General features: G+C 58.8%; 20 protein-coding genes. 6 read left to right on the top strand and 14 right to left on the bottom strand.

Going from position 1 to position 21,542, the window contains the following annotated elements:
- Positions 1–45 precede the first annotated feature (45 nt).
- The 8 genes from HBO09_RS12630 to HBO09_RS12595 form a co-directional block, all read right to left on the bottom strand.
- On the bottom strand, positions 46–780 hold the full coding sequence (locus HBO09_RS12630) for an amino acid ABC transporter ATP-binding protein (protein ID WP_169993941.1): 735 nt from the start codon (positions 778–780) through the stop codon (positions 46–48).
- On the bottom strand, positions 777–1,448 hold the full coding sequence (locus HBO09_RS12625) for an ABC transporter permease subunit (RefSeq protein ID WP_032859909.1): 672 nt from the start codon (positions 1,446–1,448) through the stop codon (positions 777–779). Before HBO09_RS12625 ends, HBO09_RS12630 begins: the two co-directional genes overlap by 4 nt.
- The gene (locus HBO09_RS12620) at positions 1,448–2,194 is read right to left on the bottom strand and encodes an amino acid ABC transporter permease (protein WP_169993938.1); all 747 of its coding nucleotides are present in this window, start codon (positions 2,192–2,194) and stop codon (positions 1,448–1,450) included. Before HBO09_RS12620 ends, HBO09_RS12625 begins: the two co-directional genes overlap by 1 nt.
- 192 nt (positions 2,195–2,386) lie before the next feature.
- Entirely contained in the window at positions 2,387–3,319 is a 933-nt protein-coding gene (locus HBO09_RS12615) for a glutamate/aspartate ABC transporter substrate-binding protein (protein WP_169851094.1), read from the bottom strand.
- A 316-nt stretch (positions 3,320–3,635) separates the two neighbouring features.
- Positions 3,636–5,174 carry a glycerol-3-phosphate dehydrogenase gene (gene glpD, locus HBO09_RS12610; RefSeq protein ID WP_169993935.1) on the bottom strand — a complete coding sequence of 513 codons (1,539 nt, stop codon included), beginning with the start codon at positions 5,172–5,174 and terminating at the stop codon, positions 3,636–3,638.
- A 293-nt stretch (positions 5,175–5,467) separates the two neighbouring features.
- Positions 5,468–6,223 carry a DeoR/GlpR family transcriptional regulator gene (locus HBO09_RS12605; protein WP_169993932.1) on the bottom strand — a complete coding sequence of 252 codons (756 nt, stop codon included), beginning with the start codon at positions 6,221–6,223 and terminating at the stop codon, positions 5,468–5,470.
- A 97-nt stretch (positions 6,224–6,320) separates the two neighbouring features.
- Positions 6,321–7,826, bottom strand: coding sequence for a glycerol kinase GlpK (gene glpK / locus HBO09_RS12600; RefSeq protein ID WP_070994780.1), 1,506 nt, complete (start codon positions 7,824–7,826; stop codon positions 6,321–6,323).
- Positions 7,827–7,904: 78 nt separating this feature from the next.
- The gene (locus HBO09_RS12595) at positions 7,905–8,759 is read right to left on the bottom strand and encodes an MIP/aquaporin family protein (RefSeq protein ID WP_169993929.1); all 855 of its coding nucleotides are present in this window, start codon (positions 8,757–8,759) and stop codon (positions 7,905–7,907) included.
- Positions 8,760–9,130: 371 nt separating this feature from the next.
- On the opposite strand from HBO09_RS12595, the gene ybaK reads away from it, so the two are divergent.
- Positions 9,131–9,601 carry a Cys-tRNA(Pro) deacylase gene (ybaK, locus tag HBO09_RS12590; RefSeq protein ID WP_169993926.1) on the top strand — a complete coding sequence of 157 codons (471 nt, stop codon included), beginning with the start codon at positions 9,131–9,133 and terminating at the stop codon, positions 9,599–9,601.
- A gap of 157 nt (positions 9,602–9,758) precedes the next feature.
- Here ybaK and HBO09_RS12585 read toward each other — a convergent pair whose 3' ends face one another.
- Both HBO09_RS12585 and argF read right to left on the bottom strand, forming a co-directional pair.
- Positions 9,759–10,868 carry an ABC transporter ATP-binding protein gene (locus HBO09_RS12585; RefSeq protein WP_169993905.1) on the bottom strand — a complete coding sequence of 370 codons (1,110 nt, stop codon included), beginning with the start codon at positions 10,866–10,868 and terminating at the stop codon, positions 9,759–9,761.
- Positions 10,865–11,785: an ornithine carbamoyltransferase gene (argF, locus tag HBO09_RS12580; RefSeq protein WP_169993902.1), complete on the bottom strand. Its 921-nt coding sequence runs from the start codon at positions 11,783–11,785 to the stop codon at positions 10,865–10,867. Before argF ends, HBO09_RS12585 begins: the two co-directional genes overlap by 4 nt.
- A gap of 435 nt (positions 11,786–12,220) precedes the next feature.
- Here argF and HBO09_RS12575 point away from each other — a divergent pair, with 435 nt between their 5' ends.
- The gene (locus HBO09_RS12575) at positions 12,221–14,329 is read left to right on the top strand and encodes a molybdopterin oxidoreductase family protein (RefSeq protein WP_169993899.1); all 2,109 of its coding nucleotides are present in this window, start codon (positions 12,221–12,223) and stop codon (positions 14,327–14,329) included.
- A 103-nt stretch (positions 14,330–14,432) separates the two neighbouring features.
- Complete coding sequence (gene grxD, locus HBO09_RS12570; RefSeq protein ID WP_032858447.1) at positions 14,433–14,771, top strand: Grx4 family monothiol glutaredoxin; 339 nt, start codon at positions 14,433–14,435, stop codon at positions 14,769–14,771.
- A 163-nt stretch (positions 14,772–14,934) separates the two neighbouring features.
- Here grxD and bfr read toward each other — a convergent pair whose 3' ends face one another.
- Entirely contained in the window at positions 14,935–15,405 is a 471-nt protein-coding gene (bfr, locus tag HBO09_RS12565) for a bacterioferritin (protein WP_038442996.1), read from the bottom strand.
- 201 nt (positions 15,406–15,606) lie between these two features.
- Complete coding sequence (locus HBO09_RS12560) at positions 15,607–15,825, bottom strand: bacterioferritin-associated ferredoxin (protein ID WP_038442994.1); 219 nt, start codon at positions 15,823–15,825, stop codon at positions 15,607–15,609.
- Positions 15,826–16,060: 235 nt separating this feature from the next.
- Here HBO09_RS12560 and HBO09_RS12555 point away from each other — a divergent pair, with 235 nt between their 5' ends.
- A complete protein-coding gene (locus HBO09_RS12555; RefSeq protein WP_032858443.1) occupies positions 16,061–16,663 on the top strand; it encodes a peroxiredoxin in 603 nt (200 codons plus the stop codon).
- Between the two features lie 69 nt (positions 16,664–16,732).
- Here the strand turns inward: HBO09_RS12555 and rnt are convergent, their stop codons facing one another.
- Together rnt and pyrC are read right to left on the bottom strand one after the other, a co-directional pair.
- Complete coding sequence (gene rnt, locus HBO09_RS12550; RefSeq protein WP_057958607.1) at positions 16,733–17,404, bottom strand: ribonuclease T; 672 nt, start codon at positions 17,402–17,404, stop codon at positions 16,733–16,735.
- A complete protein-coding gene (pyrC, locus tag HBO09_RS12545; RefSeq protein ID WP_032858441.1) occupies positions 17,401–18,447 on the bottom strand; it encodes a dihydroorotase in 1,047 nt (348 codons plus the stop codon). The genes rnt and pyrC overlap by 4 nt, the downstream gene beginning before the upstream one ends.
- Positions 18,448–18,603: 156 nt before the next feature.
- Between pyrC and HBO09_RS12540 the strand changes: the two genes are divergently transcribed.
- Together HBO09_RS12540 and HBO09_RS12535 are read left to right on the top strand one after the other, a co-directional pair.
- On the top strand, positions 18,604–19,512 hold the full coding sequence (locus HBO09_RS12540) for an OmpA family protein (protein ID WP_169993896.1): 909 nt from the start codon (positions 18,604–18,606) through the stop codon (positions 19,510–19,512).
- 214 nt (positions 19,513–19,726) lie between these two features.
- Entirely contained in the window at positions 19,727–20,944 is a 1,218-nt protein-coding gene (locus tag HBO09_RS12535) for an argininosuccinate synthase (RefSeq protein ID WP_029295244.1), read from the top strand.
- Positions 20,945–21,542 lie beyond the last annotated feature (598 nt).

The raw sequence follows: 21,542 nt of genomic DNA, 5'->3' as shown, positions 1-21,542 counted from the left end.
TCAGCTACAGCTTGCCTGCTCTTGTAGGAGCGAGTTGCGGCTTTTTTAGTGCTGCAGGATTTTCTCGAGGAAGTGCTGCGCACGTTCGGAGCGGGCGCTGATATCTCCGAAGAACTCTTCTTTCGGACAGTCTTCGATGATTTTGCCGGCATCCATGAAAATCACGCGGTCGGCCACTTTACGGGCGAAGCCCATTTCGTGGGTCACGCACATCATGGTCATGCCTTCCTGGGCCAGTTGCACCATCACGTCCAGCACTTCGTTGACCATCTCCGGGTCCAGGGCCGAAGTCGGTTCGTCGAACAGCATGACGATCGGGTCCATGGCCAGAGCACGGGCGATCGCCACGCGCTGCTGCTGGCCGCCGGACAGTTGGCCCGGGTGCTTGTCCTTGTGCGCTGACAGACCCACGCGTTCCAGCAGTTGCAGGCCTTTCTTCTCGGCTTCTGCCTTGCTGCGGCCCAACACCTTGATCTGCGCAACCGTCAGGTTTTCGGTGATGGTCATGTGCGGGAACAGTTCGAAGTGCTGGAACACCATGCCGACGCGCGAACGCAGTTTCGGCAGGTTGGTCTTCGGGTCGGCAATTGAGGTGCCGTCGACTATAACGTCACCTTTCTGGAAGGGTTCCAGGGCGTTGACACACTTGATCAGGGTGGATTTGCCCGAGCCGGACGGCCCGCACACCACGATCACTTCGCCTTTCTTGACCTCGGTGCTGCAATCGGTCAGCACCTGGAAGTCGCCATACCACTTGTTGATGTTCTTGATAGAGATCATACGGCAAACCTTTTTTGCAGACGCTTGACCAGCAGCGAGGCGGCAAAGCTGATGATGAAGTAGACGACACCGGCGAAGATCAGGAACTCATTGGACCGACCGATGATGTCGCCATTGGCGCGCGAAGCATTGAGGAAGTCCACCAGGCCGACGGTGTACACCAGCGAGGTGTCCTGGAACAGGATGATGCTCTGCTGCAACAGCAGCGGGGTCATCTTGCGGAACGCCTGGGGCAGGATGATCAGGCGCATGGTCTGACCGTAGGTCATGCCCATCGCTTGTGCCGCTGCCATCTGGCCCTTGGGGATCGACTGAACGCCGGCCCGCACGATTTCGCAGAAGTACGCGGCTTCAAACATCATGAAGGCCACGACGCAGGAGGTGAACGCACCGATTGGCGTGTCTTCACCGGTGATCCAGCGCAACACGAACGGCACCGCCAGGTAGAACCAGGTGATCACCAACAGCAGCGGGATCGAGCGGAAGTAGTTCACGTAAGCGCCGGCCACGCGGGACAGCAGTTTGCTGGAGGACAGGCGCATCAGTGCCAGGATGGTACCGAGGATGATGCCGCCGACCACGCCCATGACCATCAGCTTCAAGGTCATGACCATGCCGTTCCACAGGCCAGGGATGGCCGGGATAATGCCGCTGAAATCGAATTCCATTATTTGCCCCCCACGGAAATCAGGCCGGGCACTGCGACTTTCTTCTCGACCACGCGCATCAGCAACATCAGGCTCATGTTCAGGGTGAAGTAGATCAGCGTAGCCAGGGTGAAGGCTTCAAACAGGTTGGCCGAGAACTCGGCGGTCTGCTTGGTTTGCGCCAGCAATTCCATCAGGCCGATCAAGGACGCCACGGAGGAGTTCTTGAAGACGTTGAGGAATTCCGAGGTAAGCGGCGGAATGATGATCCGGTAGGCCTGGGGCAGCAGCACGTTCCAGTAGATCTGCGACAGGCTGAAGCCCATGGCGCGGGCGGCGGCTTCCTGGCCACGGGGCAGCGCCTGGATACCGGTACGCACTTGTTCACATACGCGGGCGGCGGTGAACAGGCCCAGACACACGACAACGCTCAGGTAGGCCGAGGTGGTCGGGTTCAAGTCTTGTTTGTACCAGTCCTGCAGGTTTTGCGGCAGCAGGTCGGGTACCAGGAAGTACCAGATGAACAGCTGTACCAGCAGTGGCACGTTACGAAACAGCTCCACGTAGCAGGTGGCGATGCCGGCCACGAGCCGGTTAGGCATCGTGCGCATCACGCCCAGTACCGAGCCCAGCAGCAAGGCGACGATCCACGCCACGACGGCGATGGCGATGGTCCAGCCCAAACCGGAGATGAACCAGTCGAGATAGGTCTCGCTGCCCACGCCGGTGGACTTGAAGAATACGCCCCAGTCCCAGTTGTAATTCATTAGGGTCTCCCCCGAAATCGATCGATGTACAAGCACCCGCTTGGGGAGGATCCATTCCCGCCTGACGGTGAACGTCAGGCACACACGATCGGCTCGCAAACCGCCAGGTCGAATGTTCCAAATAATGCCAGCAGGTAGTAACAGGCACCTGAGGGAGGGTTGGCTCCCTCAGGGGATAAGGTTAGTTCGGAATCAGGACTTTTTTTCAGCCGTTTTGTCGTCGGCTGCTTTGTCAGTCGGATTGGCGATCAGGGCCTTGAGTTCGTCGCTCATCGGGAACATCAGGTTCAGGCCTTTTGGTGGGATCGGCGAGCTGAACCACTTGGTGTAGATGTTGTTGATTTCGCCGGACTTGTAGGTAGCGACGATGGCGTCATCCACAGCCTTCTTGAACGGGGCATCGCCTTTGCGAACCATGCAGCCGTAGATTTCGAAGGATTGTGGCGTGCCGGTCACGGCCCAGTCAGTTGGCTTCTTGGCCTTGGCCATTTCACCGGCCAGCAGTGCGTCGTCCATCATGAAGGCAACGGCACGGCCGCTTTCCAGCATCTGGAAGGATTCACCGTGGTCCTTGGCGGAGATGACGTTCATGCCCATCTGCTTGTCAGCGTTCATGGACTTGAGGATGCGCTCGGACGTGGTACCCGCGGTGGTTACGACGTTCTTGCCCTTTAGGTCAGCGAAATCCTTGTAGGTCGAGTCCTTTTTGGACAGCAGACGGGTACCGATTTCGAAGATGCCGACGGAGAAGTCGACTTGTTGCTGGCGTTCCACGTTGTTGGTGGTGGAGCCGCACTCAACGTCTACGGTGCCGTTCTGCACCAGAGGGATACGGGTTTGCGAAGTGACCAGGTTGTATTTGACCTTCAACTCGCCTTCCTTCATGCCGAGGTCTTTCTCGACAGCCTTGACGATGGCCAGTTGAATGTCGTGGGAGTAGCCCACTGGCTTGCCGGAGGCGTCCGCGATGTAGGAGAACGGGATGGAGGCGTCGCGGTGGCCCAGGGTGATGGTGCCCGACTCTTTGATTTTCTTCAGGGTGCCGGTGAGCTCAGCGGCAAAAACTGGAGTGCTAATCAGAGCGGCAGCGATGGCTGCGCCCAAAATATGGGGAACGATACGCATCAATACTTCCTCGACATTTGTTTTTTTTATGAAGCCTGGACGGCTCTTTCGATACAGCGAATGCCTGTGACGGCTCCTGAAGCATCTCAGGCAAACACGTCCCAAGTGTAGAGCATGAGTCGTGCCAGACTGTGAATAAAGATCTAACTATATGATTTATATAGTTATTAACTTTATGTGACGGTGTTTATACGGTGTTTAAGTCCGGCAAACCGAATAGGTGGCGGTATAGCGTTCGGAAATCCGAATTTTGAGGGGGGAGAAGGTAGTAGCCAAAAAAAAGCCCCTGGACCTTTCGGTGCGGGGGCTTGGTGAATCAGGCTGCTTCGATCTTGCTGCGGTTCTGCTCCACTTTGACCAGGTAGCGCTGCAAGTTTTCCTGTTCCTCAGGGGTGGTGAACAGGCCGAGCTTGGTGCGGCGCCACAGGATGTCGTAGGCCTGGGTCGCCCATTCCTCGGCGCACAGGTAGTCGACTTCCCGGGTATACAGGCCGCCACCCAGGTGTTCGCCCAGGTCGGCCAAGGATTGCACGCCTTCGAGCAGGCGCAAGGTGCGGCTGCCATAGGTGGTCGACCAGCGGCGGGCGATTTCGCTGGGGATCCACTCGAACTTGCTGCGAATGTCCGTGGCCAGGGCTTCTGGCGTAGTCATCTCTTCGCCGCCGGGCAGGCTGGCCTTGGCGGTCCAGCTTGGCTTGATATGGGGGAAGTAGGGGGCCAGTTGCGCCAGTGCCGACTCCGCAAGCTTGCGGTAGGTGGTCAGCTTGCCGCCGAACACCGACAGGATCGGTGCTTCTTCGCCAGTACCCGACAGCGCCAGGGTGTAGTCGCGGGTGATGGCCGACGGGTTATCGGACTCGTCGTTGCACAGCGGGCGCACGCCGGAGTAGGTATGGACGATGTCGTCGCGGCTCAACTGCTGCTTGAAGTGGGCGTTGACCACCTTGAGCATGTAGTCCGTTTCACCTTCGGTGATCGCCACTTTCGCCGGGTCGCCGGTGTACTCGCGGTCGGTAGTACCGATGATGGTCAGGTGATTGAGGTACGGAATGGTGAAGACGATGCGCCCGTCTTCGTTCTGCAGGATGTGCGCGTGGGCGCCTTCGTACAGTTTCGGCACGATCAAGTGGCTGCCCTGGATCAGGCGGATGCCGTAGGGCGAGTCGAGCTTCAGGTCATCCTTGATGAATTTGGCGACCCACGGGCCGGCAGCGTTCACCAGGGCCTTGGCACGGATCGAGAACAGGCTGCCATCGGCGCGCTCCAGGTGCAGGTGCCACAGGCCCTTGCTGCGATGGGCGCTGACGCAACGGGTCTGGGTGTGGATATGCGCCCCTTTTTCCCGGGCGGCCATGGCATTGAGTACTACCAGGCGCGCGTCATCGACCCAGCAGTCGGAGTATTCGAAACCCTTGGTGATTTCGCTTTTCAGCGGGCTGTCGGCGCCGAACTTCAGGCTTTTGGAGCCAGCGAGCTTTTCGCGCTTGCCGAGGTGGTCATACAGGAACAGGCCAGCGCGGATCATCCACGCCGGGCGCAGATGTGGGCGATGGGGCAGTACAAAGCGCATCTGCTTGACGATGTGCGGCGCCTTGGCCAGCAGCACTTCACGTTCGGCCAGGGCTTCGCGCACCAGACGGAATTCGTAATGTTCAAGATAGCGCAGGCCGCCGTGGATCAGCTTGCTGCTGGCGGATGAGGTGTGGCTGGCCAGATCGTCCTTTTCGCAAAGGAATACTGACAGGCCGCGACCGGCTGCATCTGCCGCGATCCCCACACCATTGATCCCGCCACCGATAACGGCAACATCATAGACTTCGGCAAGGGGTTGAGCAGGCAAGGTAGAAGGGGTCATCGGCTGGCCTCGCGATCTTTATTTATATTTGAATTCGAACATTAATGTTCATTTGCGAAAATGGTAGCTCATAAACGCGGGCACAGCCAGCTGACTTCGATTGAAAAAACTCATCGAAGGGCGGGAAAAGGAAAATTTGTGAACATTGAGCCTTGTGCTGGCTCAAGAGAGTTGTTGCCTTAGGGGCCGCTTTCGCGGGCAAGCCCGCTCCCACAGTTGGAATGCGATCAACCTGTGGGAGCGGGCTTGCCCGCGAAGGCGGTGGCCTAGGCGCCAGAGATCTCAGAGATAGATCAGACGACTTCCAGGCGAATCTTATGCTGATTGAGCAACTGCACCAGCGCCGGCACCGGCTGCTGATCGGTGACCAGGCAATCAATCAAACTGATTGGCCCCAGGCGAATCATGGCATTGCGCCCGAATTTGCTGGAGTCCGCCGCCAGGATCACCTTGCGCGCATTGGCAATGATCGCCTGGGAAACCCGGACTTCCTGGTAATCAAAGTCCAGCAGGCTGCCGTCTTCGTCGATACCGCTGATCCCCACCAGGGCGAAGTCGACCTTGAACTGGTTGATAAAGTCCACGCTGGCCTGGCCCACCACACCGCCGTCACGGCGCACATTGCCGCCGGTCAGCAGCACGTCGAAGTCGTCCTTGGCGCTGAGCATCATGGCGACGTTGAGGTTGTTGGTGATGATCTTCAGGTGGCTGTGGTTGAGCAGCGCCCGTGCGATGGATTCGGTGGTGGTGCCGATATTGATGAACAGCGAGGCATGATCAGGAATCTGTGCGGCAATGGCTTCGCCGATACGCTGTTTTTCATCGCGCATCTGGTCGGCACGCATCGCGTACTCGGTGTTTTCGACGCTGGAGTCATAGGCGGCGCCGCCGTGGTAGCGACGCAGCAGATTGGCATCCGCCAGTTGATTGATATCGCGGCGGATGGTTTGCGGGGTAACAACGAACAACTGCGCCATTTCCTCGATGCTGACATAGCCGCGTTCGCGAACCAGTTCGAGGATTTGCTGCTGACGGGGAGGCAGATTCATGGGGCGTCCTTTGGGCTGCCGTACAAAAAAGTGGCCCATGATGACGCAGGAATCTGCTCCCTGCCAGTTACAACCCTAAGAGGGTCCGGCGCTTGGCTTACTCAGCGCCTTCGTGGGGTTCCCAGTCGCGGGTGCGGCTGACCGCTTTTTTCCAGCCTGCGTAGAGTTTTTCTTTGGCGGGCTCGTCCAGTTGCGGTTCGAACTCGCGCTCGATTACCGCCTTGCCGCGCAGCTCATCCAGGCTGCCCCAGAAACCACAGGCCAGGCCAGCCAGGTAGGCCGCGCCCAATGCAGTGGTTTCGCGCATTTGCGGGCGCTCGACCTGGGTGCCGAGGATGTCGGCCTGGAACTGCATCAAGAAGTTGTTGGCCACGGCGCCGCCGTCTACCCGCAGGGATTTGAGGCGTTCGCCGGAGTCCTGTTGCATGGCGTCGAGCACGTCGCGGGTCTGGTAGGCAATCGACTCCAGGGCTGCGCGAATGATGTGATCGACACGTACGCCACGGGTCAGGCCGAACAGTGCGCCACGGGCGTAGGGGTCCCAGTATGGAGCGCCGAGGCCGGTGAACGCCGGCACCAGGTACACGCCGTTGCTGTCCTTGACCTTGTTGGCGAAGTACTCGGTGTCATGGGCGTCATTGATGATTTTCAGCTCGTCACGCAGCCACTGTACGGTTGAGCCGCCATTGAACACCGCGCCTTCCAGGGCGTAGGCCACTTCGCCACGAGGGCCGCAGGCGATGGTGGTGAGCATGCCGTGCTTGGACTTGACCGCCTTGTCGCCGGTGTTCATCAGCAGGAAGCAGCCGGTGCCGTAGGTGTTTTTCGCCTGGCCAGGCTCGACGCACATCTGGCCGAACAGGGCGGCTTGCTGGTCGCCAGCGATACCGCCGATGGCAATCCCGCTTTTGGTGCGGCCGTAGATTTCCGAGGAAGATTTAACTTCTGGCAGCATTTCCCGTGGGATATCCAGCACCTCCAGCATCTTCGCATCCCACTCCAGGGTGTGGATGTTGAAGAGCATGGTGCGCGAGGCGTTGGTGTAGTCGGTGACGTGGGTCTTGCCGCCGGTAAATTTCCAGATCAGCCAGCTGTCGATGGTGCCGAACAGCAGTTCGCCATTGCGCGCGCGTTCGCGGCTGCCTTCGACGTTATCGAGGATCCACTTGAGCTTGGTCCCGGAGAAGTACGGGTCGGTGACCAGGCCGGTGGTGTCGCTGATGTATTGCTCGTGGCCGTCGCGCTTGAGCTGCTGGCAGATCTCGGTACTGCGGCGGCATTGCCAGACGATGGCGTTGTAGATCGGGCGGCCGGTGATCTTGTCCCAGACCACCGTGGTTTCACGCTGGTTGGTGATGCCGATGGCGGCCACCTGATCGTGGTGCAGGCCTGCTTGCGCCAGGGCCTCGACCATCACGGCGCTCTGGGTGGCGAAGATTTCCATCGGGTCATGCTCGACCCAGCCGGCTTGTGGGTAATGCTGGACGAATTCACGTTGGGCGGTGCACACCACGTTGGCGTCACGATCAAAGATGATCGCCCGGGAACTGGTGGTGCCCTGATCGAGGGCAATGATGTAGTTCTTATTCTGTGTGTCGGTCATGTCGATTGCCTTGGACGGAAAAAGGGAGTGGGTAAGTAGCCTGGGCCGCAAAGGGCAGAAGGGCTCAGGCTACCGCTTTCAGGAAGTTCGGGTGTTACCGCTGGCGGCGGTTTCGGCTGCATCAGTTGTAGCAGGTGCGGCGTTGGGCAGATGGCGGGCAATCAACCCGCGATAGGCCGCAGCGCCGAGGCAGGCACCGACAATCGGTGCAAGGATCGGAATCAGGAAATAAGGAATATCGCGCCCGCCGGTGAAGGCCATTTCACCCCAACCGGCGAAAAAGGTCATCAGCTTGGGGCCGAAATCCCGGGCCGGGTTCATGGCAAACCCGGTCAGCGGGCCCATGGCGCTGCCAATCACGGCGATCAGCAAACCGATCAGCAGCGGGGCCAGAGGGCCACGGGGCAAGCCGTTGTTGTCGTCGGTCAGGGCCATGATCACACCCATCAGGATGGCGGTGATGACCATCTCCACCAGGAATGCCTGGGCGGTATTCAGCAGCGCGTGGGGGTAGGTGGAGAACACCGAGGCCAGTTCCAGGCTGGCAGCCGAGCCACGGACCATGTGGTGAGTTTGTTCGTAATCGAAAAAAAGATTGCTGTAGAGCGTGTAGACCAACGCCGCCGAACAAAAGGCGCCGGCGACCTGGGCGATGATATAGAAGGGCAGTTTGCGCTTGTCGAAATCGGCAAAGATGCACAGCGCGATACTGACGGCTGGATTGAGATGAGCCCCGGAAATGCCGGCGCTCAGATAGATCGCCATGCTTACGCCGATCCCCCAGATGATGCTGATTTCCCACAAGCCAAAGCTGGCACCCGCGACCTTGAGCGCAGCAACGCAGCCTGTGCCGAAGAAGATCAGCAGCGCGGTGCCGAGGAACTCGGCCATGCATTGGCTTGAAAGTGAAGGCTGTTGAAGAGCAGTTGTCATTGAAAACCTCGATTTTTTTTCTTGTCTGGCGCTCTGCCACAACGGGCCATGCGCGATTTTCACCGTAAACAGAATCCCCATTCTGGCCACGGCTTACTGCTCGGATACTGCGAGTGTATTCCTACAGTATTCGGAAACGAAAAAATATAGACAAGAAACACCGCTGTCAAAGGTCGAAAGTGAACGGTCGGTCATTTTCAAACTATTAATGTGATGAATGATCGCGGCAATACGTCGTCGCAACGGGCGGCAAGCGTGCCCAGGATCTGCGCGGATTCGTCGCACGGTGCCCTGCACTAGAGCCTTTTGCCTGGGTTTGTCCTAGAATCGGTGGTCTGCTTTTCCACGTTTCCCCCAAGCCTGGAGCCCCCATGACACCCGCATTGGACTTGTTGAAAAAAGTTCGCGCCGAACATCGCATCCACAGTTACGAACATGACCCCAAGGCCGCCTCTTATGGCCTGGAGGCCGCGGAAAAACTGAGCCTGGACCCGGCGCAGGTGTTCAAGACCTTGCTCGCCAGTAGCGAAAAAGGTGAATTGTTGGTGGCGGTGGTGCCGGTCGTCGGAAGTCTGGATTTGAAGGCCCTGGCGCATGCGGCGGGCGTGAAGAAGGTCGAGATGGCCGACCCGGCGGCGGCGCAGCGCTCTACCGGTTACTTGTTGGGGGGGATCAGCCCGCTGGGGCAGAAGAAGCGCTTGCGCACGTTCATCGATGTGAGCGCACAGCCTTTTACGACAATTTTTGTCAGCGCTGGCAGGAGAGGGCTTGAGGTGGAGTTGGCGGCGGCGGTGCTGGCAGAGCACACCCAGGCTACATTTGCGCCGATTGGCCGGGTGTGATTTCAACAGTGGGAGTCAAATGGGCAAGCCAGCCTCTGTGGGAGCTGGCTTGCCTGCGATAGCATCACCCCGATGCAGCTGACAGACCGAGGTGCCTGCATCGCGGGCAAGCCCGGCTCCCACACAAGCCCGCTGCTAAATGTCGGATCGGGGTTCTTCAGCTGGCGGTGCTATAGCGCCGTACACCGGACTCCACCTGCGCAATCTGCGCCGCCGTGCTCCCCGAGGCCTGGAACAGCACCAGATGCTCAGCCGCCACGCGGATCCCCACCTGTGCACCTACCTGATGGTCGGCATGGCTGGGGAAAATCGATTCCAGCTGGGCACCGGTCGGCAACTGCAAACGGTACAGGGTTGAGGCACCGAGGAAAGTCTTGCCGACGATCTGCGCTTTCAAGGCGCTGTCCGGCGCATACACGATGTCATCCGGGCGCAGCAACACATCCACCGCGCTGCCCGTCGGCCAGGTATAGGCACGATTGCCGCGCAACTCACCCAGTTCGGTGCTGACCGATTCCGGCGAACTCAACTGCCCGCGGATGAAGTACCCCTGGCCAATAAAACTTGCCACATAAGGCGTCAGCGGTTCGTGATAGAGGTTGTAGGGCGTGTCCCATTGCTCCAGCCGGCCTTCCTTGAACACACCTACGTGGTCGCTCACGGCAAAGGCTTCTTCCTGGTCATGGGTGACCAGGATCGCACTGGTGCCGCGGGCCTTGAGGATGTCCCGCACTTCATGGCTGAGCTTGCGTCGCAGTTCACCGTCGAGGTTGGAGAAGGGCTCGTCCAACAGCAGCAACTGCGGCTCCGGAGCCAACGCACGGGCCAGGGCCACGCGCTGTTGCTGGCCGCCGGACAGTTCGTGGGGGAAGCGCTTGCCCAGGTTCTTTAGGTTGACCAACTCCAGCAATTCAGCCACCACCCGCTCTTTTTGCGGGTGTTTGCGAATGCCGAAGCCGATGTTGTCGGCCACGCTGAGGTGCGGAAACAGTGCGTAGTCCTGAAACACCATGCCAATCCGACGTTTCTCCGGTGCCAGGGTAAAACCTGCGCTGGAGATCACTTCGCCCGCCAGGTTGATTTCGCCTTCGTGGACCGGCTCAAACCCGGCAATCGCACGCAGGGTGGTGGTCTTGCCGCAGCCCGAGGAGCCCAGCAGGCAACCGATATCGCCGGCATTCAGGTGCAGGTTGAGGTTCTGCACCACCCGCTGGTCCTGATAGCCGCATGCCAGATCGCGGAGTTTCAGCAGAAGTGGCTGGCTCATGCGTGGTGATACGCCGGTGGGACCAGGAACTCCAGCAGGGCCTTCTGGGCATGCAGGCGGTTTTCTGCCTGGTCCCAGGCGACGGAGCGCGGGTCATCCAACAGGTCGAGGCTGATTTCTTCGCCGCGATGGGCCGGCAGGCAATGCATGAACAGTGCGTCTGGCGCGGCGAGGTCGAGCAATTCACGGGTGACTTGATAAGGTGCGAACAGCGCCAGGCGCTTGGCAGTCTCGTCTTCCTGGCCCATGGAGGTCCAGACGTCGGTGCTTACCAGGTGCGCGCCGACCACGGCGTCCTTGGGGTCGCGCACGATTTGTACGCGGGCGTCGGCCTTGGCCAGGAATTCGGCGCTGGGCTCGTAGCCTTCGGGGCAGGCAATGCGTAAGTGGAAGTCGAACTGGATCGCCGCTTCTATATAGCTATTGCACATGTTGTTGCCATCGCCGATCCAGGCCACGGTCTTGCCCTGGATCGAGCCGCGATGTTCGAGGAACGTCTGCATATCGGCCAGCAACTGGCACGGATGCAGGTCATCGGACAGCCCATTGATCACCGGCACTCGCGAGTTGGCGGCAAATTCGGTGAGGGTGCTATGGGCGAAGGTACGGATCATCACCGCATCGAGCATGCGCGACATGACGATTGCGCAATCGCTGATTGGCTCGCCACGGCCCAGTTGAGTGTCCCGGGGCGACAGAAAGATGGCTTGGCCGCCGAGCTGGATCATGCCGGCTTCGAAGGACAGGCGGGTACGGGTGGACGATTTCTCGAAAATCATCCCAAGTACGCGGTTTTTCAAAGGCTCGAACAGTACGCCGCGATTACGCAGGTCTTTAAGCTCAATGCCTCGACGGATCACGCTGACCAGCTCTTCGGGCGTGCAATCCATCAGGGAGAGAAAGTGCCTTGCGCTCATCATTAACTACCTTTTTGCAACAGACCGCAGATACTCAAAGCCTTGTTTATTGTGACAACGGGCGAGACCTGCGGCGAAAGCCGCACGGGGCGACGAAATAGGGGAAGGCGCGATATTGACATTAAATGTCGCGTCTTACCAATAGGCTACGGTTTTTTAGGGGTGTTCAAAGGGGCGGGAATAGCACTTTTGAAGCCTGTTTACGGACAGCAGCGGGTCATTTGTACACTGGCGTCGAGACCTTTTGCAATGCGTGATGGCGGCACGGGGCCAGGTTTCGTCGGTTTCAATGGGTGTTCGGGAGGTTTCTGAAACATTTGCTCATGCTTGCCCATGGCTTGGCCTGATGCCCGTTGATTCACGGGGCGAACGTTACTGGCGCCGCTGCTGGGCGCGGCCCATAGTCGGGCCAAAGCCCTAATAAAGAGACTGGCCATGACCAAGACTCTCCATCACCGTGCCTGCCACCTGTGCGAAGCCATCTGCGGCCTGACCCTGGAAACCACCACCTCGGACGCAGGCAGCATTGCCATCACCTCGATCAAGGGTGACGCCCAGGACACCTTCAGTCGTGGCCATATCTGCCCCAAGGCCGTGGCCCTGCAGGATATCCAGAACGATCCCGATCGCCTGCACCAACCGATGCTGCGGGTGGGCAGCGAGTGGCAACCGATCCCCTGGGACGAGGCCTTCGCCCTGGTGGCCGAGCGGTTGACGGGCATCCAGGCGCGGCATGGGCAGAATGCGGTGGCGGTGTATCAGGGCAATCCCAGCGTGCATAACTATGGCTTGATGACCCACAGCAACTATTTCCTTGGGCAGTTGAAAACACGCAATCGTTTTTCCGCGACATCGGTGGACCAGTTGCCCCATCACCTCACCAGCCACCTGATGTATGGACATGGGCTGTTACTGCCCATCCCGGATGTTGACCAGACCGACTTCATGCTGATCCTGGGCGGCAATCCACTGGCCTCCAATGGCAGCATCATGACCGTGCCGGATGTGGAAAAGCGCCTGAAGGCGATTCAGGCGCGGGGCGGCAAAGTGGTGGTGGTCGACCCTCGGCGCAGTGAGACGGCGGCCATGGCCGACCAGCATCTGTTTGTACGCCCTGGTGGGGACGCGGCGTTGCTGTTCGGGGTGCTTAACACGTTGTTCGAAGAACACCTGACCCGTGACAGCCACTTGCCGGTGGACGACTTGGACGAGGTACGCCGCGCCATCGCGAGCTTCACCGCCGAGGCCATGAGCGCTCAATGCGCGGTGCCGGCCGAGCAGATTCGCCAGTTGGCGCGGGACTTTGCAGCCGCGGACAAGGCGGTCTGCTACGGACGCATGGGGGTGTCGACCCAGGCATTCGGCACCTTGTGCCACTGGCTGGTGCAGTTGATCAACCTGGTCACCGGCAATCTGGACCGGGTGGGCGGCGCCTTGTGCACCGAGCCTGCGGTGGACCTGGTGGCGGCCACGTCAGGCGGGCATTTCAATCGTTGGCAGAGCCGGGTCTCGGGGCGGCCCGAATACAGCGGCGAGCTGCCAGTATCGGCCCTGGCCGAAGAAATGCTTACCGCCGGTGAAGGGCAAATCCGCGCGCTGGTCACCGTGGCTGGCAATCCGGTGTTGTCTACGCCTAACGGTCGGCAACTGGAGCAGGCGCTCGATGGCCTGGAGTTTATGGTCAGCGTGGACCTGTATATCAACGAGACCACCCGCTATGCCGACTTGATCCTGCCCTCGACGTCGGCCTTGGAAAACGATCACTACGACACGACCTTCAATATGTTTGCGGTGCGCAACGTCACGCGCTTCAATCGGGCGATTTTGCCCAAGCCCGAAGGGGCGTTGCACGACTGGGAAATTTTCGTCGGTCTGGCCCAGGCATTTGCGGCCCGCACCGGCAACCCGCTCAAGCCGACGATGGCGCCAGCGCAGATGATTGATCTTGGCTTGCGGGCGGGCGCCTATGGTGATGCCTCCACGCACAAGCTGTCGGTGGCCATGCTGGCCGATCATCCCCATGGCCTGGACCTGGGGCCGCTGAAGGCCAATCTGGCGGGGCGTTTGAAAACTGCCAATGGCCGGGTCCAGGCGGCGCCGCCCGTGATCCTGGCGGACCTGGCGCGGTTTGCGGTCTTACCGCTGCCTAAGGTCGACGAGTTACTGTTGATCGGTCGCCGGCATGTGCGCAGCAATAATTCGTGGATGCACAACTATCACCGGTTGGTGAAGGGCAAGCCCCGGCATCAACTGTTGATGCACCCGGATGATCTCGCCAGCCGCCAACTGAGTGACGGGCAGCGGGTGCGGGTCAGTTCGCGGATCGGCATGATCGAAGTGCAGGTGTTGGCCAGCCTGGAAATGATGCCTGGCGTGGTCAGCCTGCCCCACGGTTGGGGCCATGATCGGCCGGGTGTGCATATGAACATCGCCAGCGCGCAGCCTGGGGCGAGTGCCAACGACCTGACGGATGAGCGGCAGTTGGATGAGTTGTCGGGCAACGCGGCATTGAATGGCGTACCGGTGCAGGTCGCGGCGGCGTGACGCAGTGAGTCTGTCGGGGAGCCCGAGCACCACGCTCGGATTTTGCGTTACAATGCGCCACCGTGCCGACCTGTGAGTCGCAAAGTTCCAGCCGAGGTGTTCCATGGATATCATCGAAACGATTAAAGAGCAGATTGCTAACAACACCATTCTGCTTTACATGAAGGGCGCACCGAATGCCCCGCAGTGCGGCTTCTCCGCAAAGGCTTCCCAGGCCGTGATGCAGTGTGGCGAAAAGTTCGCCTACGTCGATATCCTGCAAAACCCGGAAATCCGCGCCAACCTGCCGAAGTACGCCAACTGGCCAACTTTCCCACAACTGTGGGTGGCCGGTGAACTGGTCGGCGGTAGCGATATCATCACCGAAATGGCGGCTGATGGTTCGTTGCAGGCGCTGATCAAGGATGCTGCTGAAAAGGCGGCGGCCAAGACCGAAGCCTGATTCGCGCGCAATAAAAAGCCCCGCTTCTCATTCGAGAGCGGGGCTTTTTTGTACCTGTAGGAGCGAGCTTGCTCGCGAAGGGCGTTAACGATAACGCGAGCATTCTGAATGAACGCGGCGCCTTCACGCTTTTCGCGAGCAAGCTCGCTCCTACATTTAGCGATTACTCACCCATCTGCGATTGCAGGTAGTTTTCCAGAGTTACTTTGTCGATCAGGCCAACTTGGGTTTCCAGCCAGTCGATATGTTCTTCCTGGTCTTCCAGGATATCTTCCAGCAGCTCACGGCTGCCGAAGTCGCCCTTGGTCTCGCAGTGGGCGATGGCGGCCTTGAGGTCGGCATGGCTCTTGCGCTCGAAGCCCAAGTCGCTGTTGAGCATTTCCAGGGTGTGCTCGCCGATATTCAGCTTGCCCAGGTCCTGTACGTTCGGCAGCCCTTCGAGGAACAGGATGCGCTTGATCAGCGCGTCTGCGTCCTTCATGGCCTTGATCGATTCCTTGTACTCGCGCTTGCCGAGCTTTTCCAGGCCCCAGTCGTCATACATGCGCGCATGCAGGAAGTACTGATTGATCGCGACCAGTTCATTGGCAAGGATTTTATTGAGTTGCTGGATGACTGAGATGTCGCCTTTCATGATTGGGGTCCTGCCCTGTATTCGTTGTATATAGGGCGGAGTTTGAGCTGCACGATTACTAGTGTCAAACCTAAGTTATTGAATAATAAATGAAAATTAATCGGAATAAGAATGTTTGTGTTCCGCGTCTTGGACCTAACTATTTGAATTACAGGCATAAAAAAACCGGACACTAAGTCCGGTTCTTTAAAATAGGTTGTTTCAGGCGTGTGTAAATTCTGCCGAGTAGGGGATCGCCGCCTGGGCTACCTGCAGTTTAGTCAAGGTTTCCCGTACCACTTGCTTGGCAAGGCAAGCACATTTGCCGCATTGGCTGGCAACGCCGGTGGTTTCACGCACTTCCTTGTAGCTGCAGCAACCTTCATAGATCGCTTCGCGGATTTGTCCGTCGGTGACGCCAGTGCAGAGGCAGACATACATAAGGGAGAACCATCGCGGTTTAAGGCTTAAGTGCGATGGATCTTAATGTTAACGAGAATGATTGTCAAAGTGTTTTCTCAAACTGTTGCTCGCCATGGGGCCCTCACTGACGAACGGTTTTTTTCAGGTATGATGGCCGGTCTTTACGAAGCGTGATCGCGTCACAGGCCTGTCGTCAATTCACGGCAGACTCGAGGGCGGTCCATTTACTTCAAATACCATCAGGAGATAACCAATGAGCGTACTCGTCGGCAAACAAGCCCCGGATTTCGACGTACCAGCCGTCCTCGGCAATGGCGAAATCGTTGACAGCTTCAAGCTGTCTGAAGCCATCAAAGGCAAATACGGCCTGGTGTTCTTCTACCCGCTGGACTTCACCTTCGTCTGCCCGTCCGAGCTGATCGCCCTGGATCACCGCATGGACGATTTCAAGGCGCGTAACGTTGAAGTGGTTGCCGTTTCCATCGACTCCCATTTCACCCACAACGCCTGGCGCAACACCGCTATCAATGATGGCGGCATCGGCAAAGTCAAATACACCATGGCTGCCGACATGAAGCACGACATCGCCAAGGCCTACGACGTTGAGTCCGAAGGCGGCGTGGCTTTCCGTGGCGCGTTCCTGATCGACGACAAGGGCGTTGTGCGCTCGCAGATCATCAACGACCTGCCGCTGGGCCGTAACATGGAAGAGCTGATCCGCCTGGTCGACGCTCTGCAATTCCACGAAGAGCACGGCGAAGTCTGCCCGGCCAACTGGAAAAAAGGCGACAAGGGCATGAACGCTTCGCCTGCAGGCGTTGCGGCTTACCTGACCGAGAACGCTGGCAAGCTGTAAGCCAGATTCGCGGTGAAAAAAACCGGCCTGAGAGGGCCGGTTTTTTATGCGTGGGATTTGGCGACGCAATCAGTCGCTGAAATCTTCCCAGCCGCCCATCTGTTTCCAGCGGTTGACGATGCCGCAGAACAGATCGGCGGTCTTCTCGGTGTCGTAGCGAGCCGAGTGGGCCTCGCGACCGTCGAAGTCGATACCGGCTGCCTGGCATGCCTTGGCCAGCACGGTCTGGCCATAAGCCAGGCCAGCCAGGGTGGCGGTGTCAAAGCTGGAGAACGGGTGAAACGGGTTGCGCTTCATGTCCAGGCGCGCCACGGCGGCGTTGAGAAAGCCCAGGTCAAAACTGCTGTTGTGCCCGACCAGGATCGCGCGTTTGCAGCCGTTGGCCTTCAAGGCCTTGCGTACGCCACGGAAGATGTCGGTCAATGCCGCTTCTTCGCTGACGGCCATGCGCAACGGGTGGTCGAGCTTGATCCCGGTGAACTCCAAGGCTGCGGCTTCGATATTGGCGCCTTCAAACGGCTCGACGCGGAAGAAGTGGGTGTGTTCTGGATACACAAAGCCCTGTTCGTCCATGCCGATGGTGGTCGCCGCAATTTCCAGCAGTGCATCGGTGGCGCAATTGAAACCGCCGGTTTCTACGTCGATAACGACAGGCAGATAGCCGCGGAAACGCTCGGCCATCGGGTGGCGCGAACCGCCGCCACTGTGTTCCTGTTCGTCGTCGTAATGGTCTTCACTCACTTGTGTTCCTCCAGCAGGCGCCAGCGCAGTGTTTCACCGGCGCGCAGCGGGATAACGGTCAGCTCGCCAAATGGCAGGCTGGTGGGGGCGGTCCAGTCTTCACGGACCAGGGTAATACGGTCGGTATTCGCCGGCAGGCCATAGAAACGCGGGCCATTGAGGCTGGCGAAGGCCTCGAGTTTGTCCAGGGCATTGCGCGCTTCGAAGGCCTCGGCGTACAGCTCGATTGCCGCATAGGCGGTGTAACAGCCGGCACAACCGCAGGCGGCTTCCTTGGCGTGCTGGGCGTGGGGCGCCGAGTCGGTGCCGAGGAAGAACTTTGCGCTGCCACTGGTAGCAGCATCGAGCAACGCCACCTGATGGGTGTTGCGCTTGAGGATCGGCAAGCAATAGAAATGCGGTCGAATCCCACCCACCAGCATGTGGTTGCGGTTGTATAGCAGGTGGTGCGCGGTGATGGTTGCGCCGACGTTGGCCGAAGCCTCGGTGACGAACTGCACGGCGTCTGCGGTGGTGATGTGCTCGAACACGACCTTGAGCGTCGGGAACAGCTCGACCACACGGCGCATGTGCTCGTCGATGAAGATCTTCTCGCGATCAAACACATCGACATCGCCACGGGTGACTTCACCGTGGATCAGAAGCGGCATGCCCACTTCGGCCATGGCTTCGATGGCGGGCAGGATCTTGTCGATACTGGTTACGCCGGAGTCGGAGTTGGTCGTGGCGCCGGCCGGGTACAGCTTGGCGGCGTGCACAAAACCGCTGGCCTTGGCTTCGCGGATTTCGGCGGGCTGGGTGCGGTCGGTCAGGTAGAGCACCATCAACGGTTCGAAGCGGCTACCGGCCGGTCGTGCAGCGAGGATGCGCTGGCGATAGGCGTCGGCTTCAGCGGCATTACGCACCGGAGGTACCAGGTTAGGCATGATGATGGCACGGCCAAACGTGCGCGCAACATCGGCCACGGTTTGGGGCAACGCAGCACCATCGCGAAGATGAATATGCCAGTCGTCGGGACGCAGCAGGGTCAGGCGGTCGGACATTGGGGATTCCAGGCGGGTCAATCTGGTGGGAATGCTACCGGAAAAGACTCTTGCAGGCACTCGCTATCAAGTTTTGCAGGACGCGACCGATATCCCTGGGTATGCCTTAACGATGTATGACGCCTTGATGTGTTGTAGAAACCAGTGGAGCCGCCCGTGCGCCAGCAATATCTAGCCCTGCTCAGCGTGTTCGCCAGCCTGCCCGCGATGGCCCTGACATTCCAGACGCGCCTGGAGAATGTCGAGTGGAAGGTGGAAGGCGACAAGTTCGAGTGCCGCTTGAGCCAGCCTATCGCCGATTTTGGCTCGGGCGAGTTCGTGCGCAGGGCCGGCGAGCAGGCTACATTTCGTCTGAAAGCCTACAATAGCGCGCTGGGCGTTGGTTCCGCGACGCTATTGGCGGCGGCCGCGCCGTGGCAGCCTGGGCGCGGTGATATCAACCTCGGTGCCGTGCGTGCGGGCAGCGGCGATGTGCTGTTCAACAGCTCCCAAGCCCAGGCCGGACGCCTGTTCAATGGCTTGCTGGATGGCCGCAGCCCCACCGTGCGCCACTATTCCAGGGACGGCGGCTATTCGGAGATCCGCCTGCTGCCGGTGCGCTTTAACAAGGCGTACACTGACTACCAGTTGTGTACCGCGAAGTTGCTGCCGATGAACTTCGAGCAGGTCAAGCAGGCTGAAGTCGGTTTTCCGGGCGGGGGGATTGACCTGGATCCGGCAGCCAAGGCCAAGCTGATGGTGATGCTTGAATTCATCAAGGCCGACCCTACGGTCAACCATATCGAACTGGACGGCCATTCGGACAACAGCGGCAACCGCCTGACCAATCGTGACCTGTCACGGCGCCGGGGTCTGGCGGTGATGGACTTCTTCAAGGCCAACGGCATCCCTGAGTCGCAGATTGTCCTGCGTTTTCATGGTGAGCGTTATCCACTGGTCCCCAACACCAATCCGGCCAACCGGGCGAAGAACCGGCGGGTCAATATCCACCTCGACCGCGTGCCTGCCCCCGAAAAACCGGCGCCCCAGGCCCCGTCCCCGGCGAATGCGGCAGCGACCTCCTGATACTTCTCTGTGGGAGCTGGCTGGTCAGCGATGCTCGTCAACGATGACGCTAGGCATCTGATTCCCCACAGCCAAGGCGTTTTAAGGTGCGGCCATTCGTCGCTCGCCCGACATAATCTGTCGCTTTATCTTCATTTGCTGTCGCGCCCCTGTAATTTCACGGTTTTGATCGGTAGAATCGACGCCTTTCCGTAAAACCCCGTGGAGTGATGGCATGGCCGACGTAAACAAGGTCGTTCTCGCGTATTCCGGCGGCCTGGACACTTCGGTGATCCTCAAGTGGCTGCAGGATACTTATAACTGTGAAGTGGTGACCTTTACCGCTGACCTGGGTCAGGGCGAAGAGGTCGAACCTGCACGAGCCAAGGCGCAAGCCATGGGCGTCAAAGAGATCTACATTGACGACCTGCGCGAAGAATTCGTCCGCGATTTCGTTTTCCCGATGTTTCGCGCCAACACCGTCTACGAAGGCGAGTACCTGCTGGGTACTTCCATCGCGCGTCCGCTGATCGCCAAGCGCCTGATCGAAATTGCCAACGAAACCGGCGCAGACGCCATTTCCCATGGCGCCACCGGCAAGGGCAACGACCAGGTGCGTTTCGAACTGGGCGCCTATGCCTTGAAACCCGGCGTAAAAGTGATTGCCCCTTGGCGTGAGTGGGACCTGCTGTCCCGCGAAAAACTGATGGATTACGCTGAAAAGCACGCAATCCCGATCGAGCGCCACGGCAAGAAGAAGTCCCCGTACTCGATGGACGCCAACCTCCTGCATATCTCCTATGAAGGCGGCGTGCTGGAAGACACCTGGACCGAGCACGAAGAAGACATGTGGAAGTGGACCGTCTCCCCGGAGAACGCTCCCGACAAGCCGCAGTACCTTGAGCTGACCTACCGCAACGGCGATATCGTTGCGCTGGACGGCGTCGAAATGACCCCGGCCACCGTACTGGCGACCCTGAACCGTATTGGTGGCGAGCACGGTATCGGCCGTCTGGATATCGTAGAGAACCGCTACGTGGGCATGAAGTCCCGTGGCTGCTACGAAACCCCAGGTGGCACCATCATGCTGCGCGCTCACCGCGCCATCGAGTCCATCACCCTGGACCGCGAAGTGGCGCACCTCAAGGATGAGCTGATGCCCAAGTACGCCAGCCTGATCTACACCGGCTACTGGTGGAGCCCTGAGCGTCTGATGCTGCAACAGATGATCGACGCGTCCCAGGTCCATGTGAACGGTGTTGTGCGCCTGAAACTGTACAAGGGCAATGTGATCGTTACCGGTCGCAAGTCCGATGAGTCGCTGTTCGATGCCAATATCGCCACTTTTGAAGAAGATGGCGGTGCTTACAATCAGGCTGACGCTGCGGGTTTCATCAAGCTCAACGCACTGCGCATGCGCATTGCGGCGAACAAAGGCCGCAAGTTGTTCTGAAGTATCTGAAGCCTCATAAAAATGGCTCCTCGTGAGAGGAGCCATTTTTTTTGCCTGAAATCAGGTGAGCGTTTATTGATGTTTAATATTGTTCCCGGGATCGGGGCTGTCAGTGTTTATTGGTTTTTTATGCTTGGATTTTGTATCTGGAAGTTGGTCTGCCAGGTGTCTGGCGTTATTTGTGTTTAAATTCATTCGGTTATTAAGTAGGACGGATGAAGCGTTTTATTTAGTTTGTGGAATTATCTGTCAGATAATTCCAGGTATTGTCAGTGGCTGTTGCACGCGGGAACTTTTTGGAAACGCCTTGGGAGGGCTGCGGCCCCCGTACAAGCTGGCTGTGCAATAGGTATTTGCTGTGAATGGTGTGCGTCCCGTTTACTTTTCCGGGGCGCAGGGGGCTTTTTTGGCTCAAAATATGTTTGCCCACGGAAAGTTCTGAAAGGCCGAACAAAAACCAACACATCCATATAGGCGTTTTTTTGTAGGTCTATTCTCATAACTTTGTGGGTTGGGTCTCTGCTTGTCGTTACTTGGGGGGGAGTGCTATGCCAAGGAGGAAACGACTAGGCTATTGTGCTGGTTCTGAATAATTCGA

The organism is Pseudomonas sp. WS 5027 (genome assembly GCF_012985695.1).
GTDB classification, from domain to species: domain Bacteria; phylum Pseudomonadota; class Gammaproteobacteria; order Pseudomonadales; family Pseudomonadaceae; genus Aquipseudomonas; species Aquipseudomonas hygromyciniae.
This window is presented reverse-complemented; position numbering and strand designations above follow the sequence as displayed.

Coding starts and splice junctions, on each gene's coding strand:
- HBO09_RS12605 (WP_169993932.1), bottom strand. CDS start 6,223: ATGAATCTGCCTCCCCGTCAGCAGCAAATCCTCGAACTGGTTCGCGAA.
- HBO09_RS12555 (WP_032858443.1), top strand. CDS start 16,061: ATGAGCGTACTCGTCGGCAAACAAGCCCCGGATTTCGACGTACCAGCC.
- HBO09_RS12615 (WP_169851094.1), bottom strand. CDS start 3,319: ATGCGTATCGTTCCCCATATTTTGGGCGCAGCCATCGCTGCCGCTCTG.
- HBO09_RS12535 (WP_029295244.1), top strand. CDS start 19,727: ATGGCCGACGTAAACAAGGTCGTTCTCGCGTATTCCGGCGGCCTGGAC.
- HBO09_RS12595 (WP_169993929.1), bottom strand. CDS start 8,759: ATGACAACTGCTCTTCAACAGCCTTCACTTTCAAGCCAATGCATGGCC.
- grxD (WP_032858447.1), top strand. CDS start 14,433: ATGGATATCATCGAAACGATTAAAGAGCAGATTGCTAACAACACCATT.
- argF (WP_169993902.1), bottom strand. CDS start 11,785: ATGAGCGCAAGGCACTTTCTCTCCCTGATGGATTGCACGCCCGAAGAG.
- HBO09_RS12575 (WP_169993899.1), top strand. CDS start 12,221: ATGACCAAGACTCTCCATCACCGTGCCTGCCACCTGTGCGAAGCCATC.
- glpD (WP_169993935.1), bottom strand. CDS start 5,174: ATGACCCCTTCTACCTTGCCTGCTCAACCCCTTGCCGAAGTCTATGAT.
- glpK (WP_070994780.1), bottom strand. CDS start 7,826: ATGACCGACACACAGAATAAGAACTACATCATTGCCCTCGATCAGGGC.
- HBO09_RS12625 (WP_032859909.1), bottom strand. CDS start 1,448: ATGGAATTCGATTTCAGCGGCATTATCCCGGCCATCCCTGGCCTGTGG.
- HBO09_RS12560 (WP_038442994.1), bottom strand. CDS start 15,825: ATGTATGTCTGCCTCTGCACTGGCGTCACCGACGGACAAATCCGCGAA.
- HBO09_RS12620 (WP_169993938.1), bottom strand. CDS start 2,194: ATGAATTACAACTGGGACTGGGGCGTATTCTTCAAGTCCACCGGCGTG.
- HBO09_RS12585 (WP_169993905.1), bottom strand. CDS start 10,868: ATGAGCCAGCCACTTCTGCTGAAACTCCGCGATCTGGCATGCGGCTAT.
- bfr (WP_038442996.1), bottom strand. CDS start 15,405: ATGAAAGGCGACATCTCAGTCATCCAGCAACTCAATAAAATCCTTGCC.
- ybaK (WP_169993926.1), top strand. CDS start 9,131: ATGACACCCGCATTGGACTTGTTGAAAAAAGTTCGCGCCGAACATCGC.
- pyrC (WP_032858441.1), bottom strand. CDS start 18,447: ATGTCCGACCGCCTGACCCTGCTGCGTCCCGACGACTGGCATATTCAT.
- HBO09_RS12630 (WP_169993941.1), bottom strand. CDS start 780: ATGATCTCTATCAAGAACATCAACAAGTGGTATGGCGACTTCCAGGTG.